This is a genomic window from Variovorax sp., assembly GCF_035634955.1.
Lineage (GTDB): Bacteria > Pseudomonadota > Gammaproteobacteria > Burkholderiales > Burkholderiaceae_C > Variovorax.
The window spans coordinates 66,079-78,450 of the sequence record NZ_DASQBZ010000007.1 but is presented as its reverse complement, the minus strand read 5'-3'; the positions used below and the strand labels follow the sequence as shown (position 1 = coordinate 78,450).

The 12,372-nt window shown below is 68.4% G+C and carries 11 protein-coding genes; all 11 read right to left on the bottom strand.

Features of this window, described 5'->3' with window-relative positions; translation table 11 throughout:
• Positions 1–5: 5 nt before the first annotated feature.
• Positions 6–1,184: a phospho-N-acetylmuramoyl-pentapeptide-transferase gene (mraY, locus tag VES41_RS02500; protein ID WP_324812562.1), complete on the bottom strand. Its 1,179-nt coding sequence runs from the start codon at positions 1,182–1,184 to the stop codon at positions 6–8.
• A 21-nt stretch (positions 1,185–1,205) separates the two neighbouring features.
• Positions 1,206–2,645, bottom strand: a complete 1,440-nt coding sequence (locus VES41_RS02495) for a UDP-N-acetylmuramoyl-tripeptide--D-alanyl-D-alanine ligase (RefSeq protein ID WP_324812559.1) — start codon at positions 2,643–2,645, stop codon at positions 1,206–1,208.
• Entirely contained in the window at positions 2,642–4,150 is a 1,509-nt protein-coding gene (locus VES41_RS02490; protein ID WP_324812556.1) for a UDP-N-acetylmuramoyl-L-alanyl-D-glutamate--2,6-diaminopimelate ligase, read from the bottom strand. The genes VES41_RS02495 and VES41_RS02490 overlap by 4 nt, the downstream gene beginning before the upstream one ends.
• Positions 4,151–4,152: 2 nt before the next feature.
• Entirely contained in the window at positions 4,153–5,898 is a 1,746-nt protein-coding gene (locus VES41_RS02485) for a penicillin-binding protein 2 (RefSeq protein WP_324812553.1), read from the bottom strand.
• A complete protein-coding gene (gene ftsL, locus VES41_RS02480) occupies positions 5,895–6,239 on the bottom strand; it encodes a cell division protein FtsL (RefSeq protein ID WP_324813088.1) in 345 nt (114 codons plus the stop codon). The genes VES41_RS02485 and ftsL overlap by 4 nt, the downstream gene beginning before the upstream one ends.
• Positions 6,239–7,159, bottom strand: coding sequence for a 16S rRNA (cytosine(1402)-N(4))-methyltransferase RsmH (gene rsmH / locus VES41_RS02475; protein WP_324812550.1), 921 nt, complete (start codon positions 7,157–7,159; stop codon positions 6,239–6,241). The genes ftsL and rsmH overlap by 1 nt, the downstream gene beginning before the upstream one ends.
• A 17-nt stretch (positions 7,160–7,176) precedes the next feature.
• Entirely contained in the window at positions 7,177–7,608 is a 432-nt protein-coding gene (gene mraZ / locus VES41_RS02470; protein WP_324813086.1) for a division/cell wall cluster transcriptional repressor MraZ, read from the bottom strand.
• Between the two features lie 375 nt (positions 7,609–7,983).
• Positions 7,984–9,321 (bottom strand): ATP-dependent protease ATPase subunit HslU, encoded by a 1,338-nt coding sequence (gene hslU / locus VES41_RS02465; RefSeq protein WP_324812548.1) that lies wholly within the window; start codon positions 9,319–9,321, stop codon positions 7,984–7,986.
• Between the two features lie 3 nt (positions 9,322–9,324).
• Positions 9,325–9,870, bottom strand: a complete 546-nt coding sequence (gene hslV / locus VES41_RS02460; RefSeq protein WP_324812546.1) for an ATP-dependent protease subunit HslV — start codon at positions 9,868–9,870, stop codon at positions 9,325–9,327.
• A gap of 55 nt (positions 9,871–9,925) precedes the next feature.
• Entirely contained in the window at positions 9,926–11,539 is a 1,614-nt protein-coding gene (locus VES41_RS02455) for a hypothetical protein (protein WP_324812544.1), read from the bottom strand.
• Positions 11,540–11,597: 58 nt separating this feature from the next.
• Entirely contained in the window at positions 11,598–12,260 is a 663-nt protein-coding gene (dksA, locus tag VES41_RS02450) for an RNA polymerase-binding protein DksA (protein WP_414719012.1), read from the bottom strand.
• Positions 12,261–12,372: the final 112 nt, after the last annotated feature.

Here is a 12,372-nt window from a genome sequence, read left to right as displayed (position 1 = left end):
CGTCCCTATCTCAGCTTCAAGGTGGACAGACCCACCAGGCACAGCAGCATGGTGATGATCCAGAAGCGCACGACCACCTGCGTCTCGCGCCAGCCGCTCTTTTCGAAGTGGTGGTGCAGCGGCGCCATCTTGAGCACGCGCCGGCCTTCTCCGTAGCGGCGCTTGGTGTACTTGAAGTAGGTCACCTGCGCCATGACCGAGATCGCCTCGACCACGAAGATCCCGCCCATGATGAAGAACACGACCTCCTGGCGCACGATGACTGCCACCGTTCCCAGGGCGCCGCCGAGTGCCAGCGCGCCCACGTCGCCCATGAACACCTGGGCCGGATGCGTGTTGAACCAGAGGAAGGCCAGGCCGGCGCCGGCCATGGCCGAGCAGAACACGAGCAGTTCGCCCGAGCCGGGAATGTGCGGGAACAGCAGGTAGCGCGAATACACGGCGCTGCCGGTGACGTAGGCGAACACTCCGAGCGCCGAGCCCACCATGACGACCGGCATGATGGCCAGGCCATCCAGGCCGTCAGTCAGGTTGACTGCATTGCTCGCCCCCACGATCACCAGGTATGTCAGCACCACGAAGCCGACCCCGCCCAGCGGGTAGGTGATCTCCTTGAAGAACGGAACCAGCAGGTGCGTCTTGGGCGGAAAGTCCAGGTCGAACCCCGAGCGCACCCAGGCGTAGAACAGTTCCAGCACGCGCCAGTTCGACACTTCCGAGATCGAGAACAGAAGGTAGAAGGCAGCCATCAGGCCGATGAGCGACTGCCACATGTACTTCTCGCGCGAGCGCATGCCTTCGGGGTCCTTCTTGACCACCTTGCGCCAGTCGTCGACCCAGCCGATGGCGCCGAAGCCGAGCGTCACCCAAAGGACGATCCAGACGAAACGGTTGGACAGGTCGAACCACAGCAGCGTGGCCAGCGCGATCGAGAACAGCACCAGCACGCCGCCCATGGTGGGCGTGCCACTCTTGACCAGATGCGTTTCCATGGCGTAGCCGCGCACGGGCTGGCCGATCTTCAGCGCCGTCAGGCGCCGGATGACCCAGGGACCGGCGAGCAGGCCCACCAGCAGAGCCGTGACCGCGGCCATCAGGGCGCGGAAGGTCAGGTACTGGAAGACGCGCAGAAAGCCTGCTTCGGGAAGCAGGGTCTGCAGCCATTGGGCCAGGCTCAGCAGCATGGGTCGGTCACCGGTAGCGCACTACGCATCGCCGGCCTCCTTGTTGTTGTCGTTCTTGATATCCGCATCGATGGCTTGCACCACCCGCTCCATCTTCATGAAGCGCGATCCCTTGACGAGCACGCTCGCCACCTGCGGCAGGCGTGCCAGCACGGCGGCGTTGAGCGCGTCGATGTCGTCGCTGCCGAAATGCCGGCCGTCCGCGGCTTTCGCAGTCTCCAGGTACGCCGCAACGGCGTGCGCCGTCTGCGCGCCCATGGCGTACACCGACTCGACACCGCGCGCGGCCGCCCACGCGCCCACCTCGGCATGGAACTGCGGACCCTGGTCGCCGACCTCGCCCATGTCGCCCAGCACCAGGAGGCGCGGGCCTGGCAGCGCGGCCAGCACGTCGATGGCGGCGCGGACCGAATCCGGATTGGCGTTGTAGCTGTCGTCGACCACGGTCAGCGGCGAGCCGGCGGCACGCGCCAGCATGCGAGCGTTCGATCGCCCGCTCACCGGGCGGAAGGCCTCGAGACCCTGGGCGATGTGGTCCAGCGACACACCCGCGGCCAGGGCGCAGGCGACTGCGGCCATGGCGTTGTGCAGGTTGTGCCGGCCGGCGATCTGAAGGTGGCAGGAAAGCCGGCCCACCGGCGTGTCCAGCGCCACCGTCCAGGCCTCGCCGTGCCATTCGGCGGCGGCCAGGCGAACGTCCGCACCTTCCTGCTCGCCGAAGCGCAGGCAGCGGCGCCTGCCACCGCAGCCTGCGAGCCCGGACCACAGCGACGTGAACACGTCGCCGTGCGGGAACACCGCGGTGCCGTCAGACGACAGCCCGTCGAACACCTGTGCGTTCTCGCGCGCCACCGCCTCCACGCTCTGCATGAATTCCTGGTGCTCGCGCTGCGCGTTGTTGACCAGCGCGACGGTGGGCCGGGCAATGGCCGTCAGCCGGGCGATCTCGCCCGGGTGGTTCATGCCCAGTTCGACCACGCCGCGCCGGTCGCCGGCGCGCAGCCGCAGCAGCGTCAGCGGCAGGCCGATTTCGTTGTTGAAGTTGCCACGGGTCGCAAGCGACCGGTCGCTGCCGTCGCTCGCGACCAGGATGGCCGCCAGCATCTGCGTGACGGTTGTCTTGCCGTTGCTGCCGGTCACGGCGATGAGCGGCAGTTGGAACTGCGCGCGCCAGGCGGCGGCGAGTTGGCCCAGCGCCGCCAGGGTGTCGGGCACCTCGAGTCCGGCCAGCCCGGCCTGCTGCAGCCCGCCGTGCGCGATGGCGGCAGCCGCGCCGGCCGCCTTCGCCTGGCCGAGGAAGGCATTGGCGTCGAAGCGCTCGCCCTTGAGCGCCACGAACAGGTCTCCGGGCAACAGGCTGCGCGTGTCGGTATGGACCCGTTCGACGACAGTGGCGGGGTCGCCCACCAGCCGGGCGCCGGGGATCCACTGCAGGGCCTGCTGCAAGGTCAGCATCGTCATGTGCTGCTCCTTCGATCCAGGGCCCGGGCCGCATGGAGGCGATCCGAGAACTCGATGCGCTGGCCGTTGGCCAGTTCCTGCCAGGCCTCGTGGCCGCGTCCCGCCAGCAGCACGACGTCCTGGGCCTCGGCCTGGGCAATGGTGTCTGCGATGGCGCGCGCTCGGTCCGGCTCGACCTGCGCGTGCTCCGGGCTGGCCAGGCCGAGCAGGATCTGGCTGATGATGGCGCCCGGCAGTTCGCTGCGCGGGTTGTCGCTGGTGACCATGACGCAGTCGGCCTGCTTCTCGGCCACTGCGCCCATCATCGGCCGCTTGATCGGGTCGCGGTCGCCACCGCAGCCGAACAGGCACCACAGCCGTCCGCCGCGTTGCCGGGCCAGCGGCCGCAGCCCCGCCAACGCCTTGTCCAGCGCGTCCGGCGTGTGGGCATAGTCGACGACCACCAGCGGTGCCGTTGCGCCGCCGCCGTCGACACGCTCCATGCGGCCGGGCACGGGGCTCAGCGCGGCGCAGGCGGCCACCGCCTGCGCCAGGTCCAGGCCGAGCGCCCGCAAGGCGCCAAGCACGCCCAGCAGGTTGGCCACGTTGTATTGGCCGATGAGCCCGGTCACGATGGCCTGCTCGCCCGCGCCGTCCTCGGCCACGGTGAAGCGCAAGCCCTGCGCGTCGTAGCCGACGTCGCGCGCCGAGAGGCGTGCCGGCGCGCCTGCTGCGGAGAAGGTCCACAGCGCCGGGCGCTCGCCCAAGGAACGATCGGCCAGGCTGGCTGCCAGGGTGGCGCCCTGGACGTCGTCCACGTTCACCACTGCCGCCTGCAGGCCGGGCCAGCGGAACAGTTCCGCCTTGGCCTGCCAGTACGCCTGCATGCTGCCGTGGTAATCCAGGTGATCCTGCGTGAAATTGGTGAACACCGCCACGGTGATGCGGGTGCCGTCGAGCCGGCGCTCGGCGATGCCGATGGACGAGGCCTCGATGGCGCAGGCGCGCATGCCCTGGTCGGCGATCTCGCGGAAGTAGCCTTGCAGCATCACCGGGTCGGGCGTGGTCATGCCGGTGTAGCGCAGTTGCGGCGGCACGCCCATGCCAAGGGTGCCGACCACCGCGCACCGGCCGCGCTCTTCCTGGCCTGAAAGGGCCTGCGCCAGCCACCAGGCGGTCGACGTCTTGCCGTTGGTGCCGGTGACCGCCAAGACGTCCAGGCGCCGCGACGGTTCGTCATGGAAGGCCGCGGCGATCGGGCCGGTGGCCGCCTTGAGGCCCGCGTAGCTGGCGACCTCGTCCTGCGCGAAGCCGAACGATTCCATGCCTTCGCGCTCGACAAGGCAGGCCGCCGCGCCCTGCGCCAGCGCCGCCGGCACGTGGCGGCGCCCGTCGGTGGCGGCGCCCGGCCAGGCGACAAAGCCATCGCCAGGCCGCACCGACCGGCTGTCCGCGTGCAGCTGGCCGGTCACGCGGGTGCGCAGCCAGCGCGCGGCTTCCTGGGGGGTGTGGAGGACGGCGTTCATCGTCAGAAGCTCTCGTCCACGCCGTCGGTCACCACCAGCGGCTTGACCGCCAGGTCGGGCGCCACGTTCATCATGCGCAGCGTCTGCTGCACGACTTCGCTGAACACCGGGGCGGCCACCAGGCCGCCGAAGTATTTGCCGGCACTGGGCTCGTCCACCATCACCGCGACGATGATGCGCGGATTGGTGATCGGCGCCATGCCGGTGAACCACGCGCGGTACTTGTTCGACGCGTAGCCCTTGCCGACCTGCTTGTGTGCAGTGCCGGACTTGCCGCCCACCGAATAGCCGATCGTCTGCGCCAGCGGGCCGGTGCCGCCCGGGCCGGCGGCCATCTGCAACATCTTGCGGACCTGCGCCGCCACCGTGGGCGAGAAGATGCGCACGCCGCTGGCGCGCTCGGGATGCTTGAGGATGGTGACCGGGATGATCTCGCCGTCGTGCGCGAAGGAGGTGTACGAGTGCGCCATCTGGAACAGCGAGGCCGACAGGCCGTAGCCGTAGGCCATCGTCGCCTGCTCCACCGGCTTCCAGCTCTTCCACGGCCGAAGGCGACCGGTAACCGCACCCGGAAACTGGACCTGCGGCTTGCTGCCGTAGCCCAGCGCCGTGTAGGTGTCCCACATCTCCTGCGGCGTCATCTTCTGCGCAATCTTCAGCGCGCCGATGTTGCTGGACTTCTGGATGACGCCCTCGACGGTCAGCGCGCCGTAGTTGTGCGTGTCGCTGATGGTGAAGCCGCCCATCTGGTAGCGACCCGGACTGGTGTCGATCACCGTCTGCGGGGTGATGCGCCCGGCCTGCAGCGCCATGCCGATGGTGATCGGTTTCATGGTCGAGCCGGGCTCGAACACGTCTGTGAGTGCGCGGTTGCGCAGCTGCTCGCCGCTCAGCCGCTGCCGGTTGTCGGGCTGGTAGCTGGGATAGTTGGCCAGCGCCAGGATCTCGCCGGTGAGCGAGTCGAGCACCACCACGCTGCCGGCCTTGGCCTTGTTGGCGGTGACCGCGTCGCGCAGCTTCTGGTAGGCAAAGAACTGCACCTTGCTGTCGATCGACAACTGGATGTCGCGCCCGTCCTCCGGCGGTGTCGTCTCGCCCACGCCCTCGACGACGCGCCCGAGGCGGTCCTTGATGACGCGGCGCGAGCCCGGCTTGCCGGCGAGCTGGCTGTCGAAGGACAGCTCGATGCCTTCCTGGCCATGGTTCTCGATGTTGGTGAAGCCGACGATGTGCGCCGCCGATTCGCCTTCCGGGTACTCGCGCCGGTACTCGCGCCGCTCGTAGATGCCCTTGATGCCCAGCGCGGCGATCTGCTTGGCCACCGGCTCGTCCACCTGGCGCTTGATCCACACGAAGCTCTTGTCCTCGTCCTGGAGTTTCTTGTCGAACGCCTGCTGGGGCATGTCGAGCAGCTTGGCCACCTGCTTGAGCTTGGCCTGCACTTTCGGATCGTCCCGCTCGATGTCTTCCGGAATGGCCCAGATGCTGGGCGCCACGACGCTGGAGGCCAGCAGCAGGCCGTTGCGGTCGAGGATGCGGCCGCGGTTGGCCGGCAGGTCGAGCGTGCGGGCGAAGCGCACCTCGCCCTGGCGCAGGAAGAAGTCGTTGCCGATCACCTGCACGTAGGCGGCGCGGCCAGCCAGGACGACGAAGCCCAGCGCGATGCCGGCCACGATGAACTTGCTGCGCCAGACCGGCGTCTTGCTGGCCAGCAGGGGGCTGTGCGTGTAGCGGACGCTGCGGCTCACCGTGCGCTCCTTGCGGGCGTCGCGCCCGGCTTCGTCTTGGCGGGCGCGGGCGGCGGCTCGATGGCGGGGATGACGCTGCCGTCCGGCCGCACGTACAGCGTGATGGCCGGCGTGGCGGTCCGCATCTTCAGTTGCTCGCGTGCCAGCTTCTCTACCCGCAGGGGCGTGGCCTGGGCACGTTTCTCGACCTGCAGGCGCCCCGTTTCCAGCTCGAGCCGGCGCGACTCGAGCTCGAGCCGATGCATCTCGCTGTAGAGCTGGCGCGCGGTGTACTGGATGTGCACCAGATACAGCGCCGAGCCGACGACGGCCATCAGCAGCAGGAGATTGAGCCGCGTCATCATGCCGGCGCCTCCGTTCGCTCGGCCACGCGCAGGATGGCGCTGCGCGCCCGCGGATTGGCCCGCACCTCTGCCTCGCCGGGCCGGATGCGGCCGATCGAATGCAGCAGCGTGGGCGGCGGTTCGGCGAAGGGGGCGCGGCGATCCACCACCGCGCGCGAATGCGCGGCGATGAACTGCTTGACGATGCGGTCCTCCAGCGAATGGAAGCTGATCACCGCCAGTCGCCCCCCGGGTTTGAGCACGGCAAGGCTGGCCTCTAGCGCCTGTTGCAGCTCTTCAAGCTCGGCGTTGACGAAAATCCGAAGAGCCTGAAATGTGCGCGTTGCAGGGTTCTGGCCCGGCTCGCGGGTTTTGACCGAGCCAGCCACGAGTTCGGCCAGCTCGGCGGTGGTTGAAAGCGGGCCCCGCTCTTGTCGGCGAGCAACAATCGCCTTTGCAATCTGAACAGCAAACCGTTCTTCGCCATAGTCACGGATGACCTCCGCAATCTGCTTGGTGTCGGCTGTCGCCAGCCAGTCGGCAGCGCTCTGGCCGCGCGTGGGATCCATGCGCATGTCGAGCGGGCCGTCGAAACGAAAAGAAAAACCCCGTGCGGGGTTGTCGATCTGGGGAGAGCTGATGCCGAGGTCCATCAGAAGGCCACCCACACTGGCGGGCGGCAATTCCCCCAGGTCCGCGAAGCCCTGGTGCCGGATGCCGAAGCGAGCGTCCTCTATCCGGCCGGCCTCGGCCACCGCCTCCGGATCCTTGTCGAACGCGATCAACCGGCCCTGCGGCGCCAGTTGCGCCAGGATCGCCCGGGAATGGCCGCCGCGGCCGAAGGTCGCATCCACGAAAGTGTCGCGCGAGCCCGCCACCTGGAGGGCGGCAACCGCTTCTTCCAGGAGGACGGTGGTGTGGGTCCATGCAGTGTCCAACGCCGGCTCTTCTTCGGTCAGAAAGCAAGGTCCTGCAAGGCCTCGGACGCCAGCCCGGCCGCGATGGCCTCGGCTTCCTTGGCGTCGTGCGTGGCCTTGTCCCACAGCTCGAAGTGGCTGCCCATGCCGAGCAGCAGCGTCTCGCGCGAGATATTGGTGGCGGCGCGCAACTCGGGCGAAATCAGGATACGCCCCGTCGAATCCAACTCCACGTCCATGGCATTGCCCAGGAACAGGCGCTTGAGCCACTGGTCCTTGAGCGGCATGGCCGCGATGCGCTCACGGAACTGCTCCCATGCCGGACGCGGGAAAATCATCAGGCAGCCGTGCGGATGGCGCGTGACGGTGAGTTGGCCGCCCGCGGTCGCGCTCAGCACGTCACGATGCCGGGTCGGCACGGACAGCCGCCCCTTGGCATCCAGACTCAGCGATGAAGCGCCCTGAAACACGACCTGAAGAACCTTGTTGAAGCCGGAATACACCATCACGAGGCATACGCCGACACTTTTTCCCACTTAAATGCACTTTTTTCCACTGTAGCAGGAAACACCTACCGCGCAATGGCCGGCGAACGGTATTTTTTGTAATGGAATCAACGACTTAGCGTGACAACTGCAGACGGGGAGTACAGAAATCCCCTTTGTCGCTAAGCACTTACAGAGGGCAGTGAATGTTCTTTGTGAAAAAACGCCTCGGTACCTTGGTCACAAAAGGCGCACAGCCCCCCGCACAGACAAGGTAGCGGTCCGCGCAAAACCGCACGCGAAAAAGACGCGCGGCGCCCGAAGGCGCCGCGTGGCAGAAAGGCCCGGCAAGTCCGGCTGCTAGAGGATGTAGCGCGACAGGTCCTCGTCGTGGCTGAGGACCTTGAGACGATCGTCGACGTAGGCGGCGTCGATGCGCAGCGTCTGGCCCGCGAAGCGCGTGGCCTCGAAGCTCACGTCGTCCAGCAGGCGCTCCATCACGGTCGACAGCCGGCGCGCGCCAATGTTCTCGGTGCGCTCGTTCACCTCGTAGGCAATGGTGGCCAGGCGCGTGATGCCGTCGGGCGTGAACTCCAGCGTCACGCCCTCGGTCGCCAGCAGCGCCTGGTATTGCTTGACCAGCGATGCGCGCGTGGCGGTCAGGATGGACTCGAAGTCGGCCACCGACAGCGATTGCAGCTCCACCCGGATCGGGAAGCGCCCCTGCAGTTCGGGAATCAGATCGCTCGGCTTGGCCAGGTGGAAGGCACCGCTCGCCACGAAAAGGATGTGGTCTGTCCGCACGACACCGTACTTGGTGCTGACGGCCGTTCCCTCCACCAGCGGCAGCAGGTCGCGCTGCACACCCTGGCGCGACACGTCGGTCCCCTGGCCTTCGCTGCGCACCGCCACCTTGTCGATCTCGTCGATGAAGACGATGCCGTTCTGCTCGGCATTGGCGATGGCCTGGCTGCGGATCTCGTCCTCGTTGAGCAGCTTGGTCGCTTCCTCGTCGATCAGCAGCCCCATGGCTTCGCCGATCTTGATCCTTCGGGTCTTGCGCTTGGCCTGCCCGATCTGGCCGAACATGCCGCGCAACTGCTCGGCCATCTCCTCCATGCCGGCCGGCCCCATGATTTCGAGGGGTTGCCGCGCCTCGGCCAGGTCGATCTCGATTTCCTTGTCGTCGAGCTGGTGCTCGCGCAACTTCTTGCGAAAGGCCTGGCGGGTGGCATTGCCGCCGCCGCTGTCGCCTTCGGCCGCGCCCGTGCTGTCGGGCAGGCGCGCCGGCGGCAGCAGGACGTCGAGAATGCGCTCTTCCGCCGCGTCCTCGGCACGCATGCGCACCTTGGCCGCCTCGGCCTCGCGCGTCTGCTTGACGGCCACTTCGGCCAGGTCGCGGATGATCGCGTCGACGTCCTTGCCGACGTAGCCCACCTCGGTGAACTTGGTTGCCTCCACTTTCATGAAAGGCGCATCGGCCAGGCGCGCCAAGCGGCGGGCGATCTCGGTCTTGCCCACGCCGGTGGGGCCGATCATCAGGATGTTCTTCGGCGTGATCTCGGCGCGCAGCTTTTCATCGACCTGCTGGCGCCGCCAGCGGTTGCGCAGCGCGATCGCCACCGCGCGCTTGGCGTCGACCTGGCCGACGATGTGGTTGTCGAGTTCGGAGACGATCTCCTGCGGGGTCATCGTCATGGGTCAGAGCGTTTCGATGGTGTGGGTCATGTTGGTATAGATGCACAGCTCGCCGGCAATGGCCAGCGACTTGCGCACGATCTCTTCGGCGGTGAGCTCGGTGTTCTCCAGCAGCGCCTTGGCGGCCGACTGCGCGTACACGCCGCCAGAACCGATCGCGACGATGCCCTGCTCGGGCTCGAGAACGTCGCCGTTGCCGGTGATGATCAGCGAGGTGTGGGCGTCGGCCACCGCAAGCATCGCCTCGAGCCGGCGCAGGACGCGGTCGGTGCGCCAGTCCTTGGTGAGTTCGATGGCGGCACGCGCCAGTTGTCCCTGGTGCTTCTCGAGCTTGGCCTCGAATCGCTCGAACAGCGTGAATGCGTCGGCGGTGGCGCCGGCAAAGCCCGCCAGCACCTTGCCGCCGTACAGACGGCGCACCTTGCGGGCCGAGCCCTTGATGACGACGTTGCCCAGCGTGACCTGACCGTCGCCGCCGATGGCGACCTGGTCTCCGGCGGCCGTCTTGCGGCGCACGCTGACAATTGTGGTTCCGTGAAATTGCTCCATCGGAGCAATTTGGGGCTAGCCTGGCCGGAATTCAAGGGCGCTTTCGCCCTGATACCTATTTGCCGCGCGCAGACACGCCAGCGTGGTCGGTGATACCGACGACCTGGAAGAAGATCGCCACCAGCCGATGCGCGTCGACGAACTCGACGCGCCGGCCAAGCGCCTCCTGCCGGGCAACCCAGTCGATCAGCGTGCGCGCCGCCTCCAGGTCCAGCCGCACCAGCGCACCGCAGGCCACCGCCGGAGCATGCGCGCCGGCCAGGTCGGATTCGAGTCGCCGCAGCTCGGCCTGGCAGTCGCCGGCCAGGGTACCGACCAGCGCGGGGCCTCCGGGCGACACCGATGCCGACAGGGGCGCGCCCTCGGGCGCGGCTGCCGCGGCGAAGGTGCCGCGCGGATCCGCCCAGGGCGGCGGCGAGACCTCGTAGGTGATGCAGTAGTTGAGCGCGGTGAGCTCGTACTGGTCGCTCTCGTGCACGCACCGCAGCACCGCCAGGCGCAGCTGCCACCACACGACGTCGATGTTGCGGTTGGCGATGGGCGTCGCCTGCGCCAGGACCTCCAGCAGTCGCGCAGTGCCCTGGAACCGCAGCTGCACCGGCGATTCCGCCCAATGATTGAACAGCGCACGCAGCGGCGGCGCGGCGTCCGGCTCGATGCCGGTCAGGGCGCGCCAGTCCATCGTCCAGACCGGGCCGGCCAGCGCCAGCGAGCGGGTGAGCTCGGCCAGGCTCTCGCGCGTCAGGCGCGCCGGACTGGTCCAGTCGGCCACGCGGCCGGCCGCGGGCGGCATCGGCTGCACAGGCGCGGTCTCGGCGCGCCGCGCCTGCGCGTCGTGCGCCAGCTGGCGCAGCGACACCCATTCCGGGCCGGGTCGCCGCAGCCGCTGCGCATAGCGGGTGCTGGTAGCGCTGAATTTTTCGGCGTCCCCGGTGGCCCGGTAGAAATCGAACAGCGTGCGCCAGACTTCCGGGTCGTCGGCCTCGGGGCTGTCGGCGCTCGTCATCTGCAGGAGCACGGCCTCGGCGCCGGCGTCGTCGCCCTGCGCGAAGCGGATGGCGGCGTCCTCGAGGCCGACGGGCGGCGCACCGACGGGCTCGGCGGCTTCGGCAGGCCGGGCGGACATGCCGGCTTCGGACGGCTGCGTCCGCGCCTGGCCGTCTCCCGGCGGCGCCACGCCGGGCACGGTGTCCGCATAGGCACGTGCACGTTGGTCCGGGCCCTGCCCGGCCGGCCCGGCGACGGCAGCCGGCTCGTCCGATGCGGCCGGTTCAGCGCCGGTGGCAGGTGCCGCGCCGTCGGGCGGGCGGCCCTTCCACCATTGCTGCGACATCTGCTCTTCGATCTCGTCGATCTTCTTGAGCGTCAGCGCCCGGCCTTCCGTCTTGCCGGTAGCGCCTCCGTCGAACGAGGAGGACACCGCCGCCACGCCTTCGGCGCTGGCGCCCGCCGCCTCGCGCTGGCGCAGCTTGCGCAGCATGTCGAACTCGCGCCGGCGCACGAAGTCGTTGCGCTGGCGCCGCTCGATCATCTCCTTGAGCATCTCGCGGCTGTAGCCGCCCTCTGCGGCAGCGGCATCGTTGGCGTCCAGCTCGGACCAGTCCTTGAGCGGATTGCGCACGAACTTGGCGACCTTGGCCAACAATCGCCCGGAGTCTTCCTTGCCCATGCGGATGCGCCGAACCGAAGTGAAGTGAAGTGCCTGAGTGAGCCGGGGAGCGACGACCTCAGTCGCCGAACATCTTCTGCTTGAGCTCGCGGCGCTGCTGCGCCTCCAGCGAGAGCGTCGCGGTCGGGCGGGCCAGCAGGCGGCCGACGCCGATCGGCTCGCCGGTCTCGTCGCAATAGCCGTAGTCGCCGGCGTCAATCCGGGCAATCGACTGCTCGATCTTCTTGAGCAGCTTGCGTTCGCGGTCGCGCGTGCGCAGTTCCAGCGCATGCTCTTCCTCGATGGTGGCCCGGTCGGCCGGATCGGGCACGACCACGGTGTCTTCGCGCAGGTGTTCGGTGGTTTCGCCGGCGTTGTCGAGGATGCCGCGCTTGAGGCCGACCAGCTTCAGGCGGAAGAACGCCATCTGCTTGTCGTTCATGTATTCCGACTCGGGCATCGCGATGACTTCTTCGTCGGTGAGTTCCTCGGCGGTCTTGGTCTTCCAGGCGTTGGCGAGCTTGGGATCTTTCTTGGTCACGGGGGCGGAGGCGAGGACTGAGGACATGTTCTGTGAGGGGCTCGGCTTGGCGGCGGGGGCCGCCGGTGGGGGCATGGAGGCGGGCGCGGCAGACGCGGCCCGGCGGCCGGACGACGTCTTGGCGACTTCCGGTTTGGCGGCAGGCTTGGCCTTGGCGGCTACTTTGCTCAAGGTGACAGCTCCTTCATGCCATGGGCATATGACGCGCTTTCCACCAGCCTCCGCCCGGCGCCGTGCGGCAGTCCCGAAAGGGCCGACCGTACCGTCGCGAAGCGGAAAAACCGCCAGTGGCAAGCGTGGGGTTATACCCCCG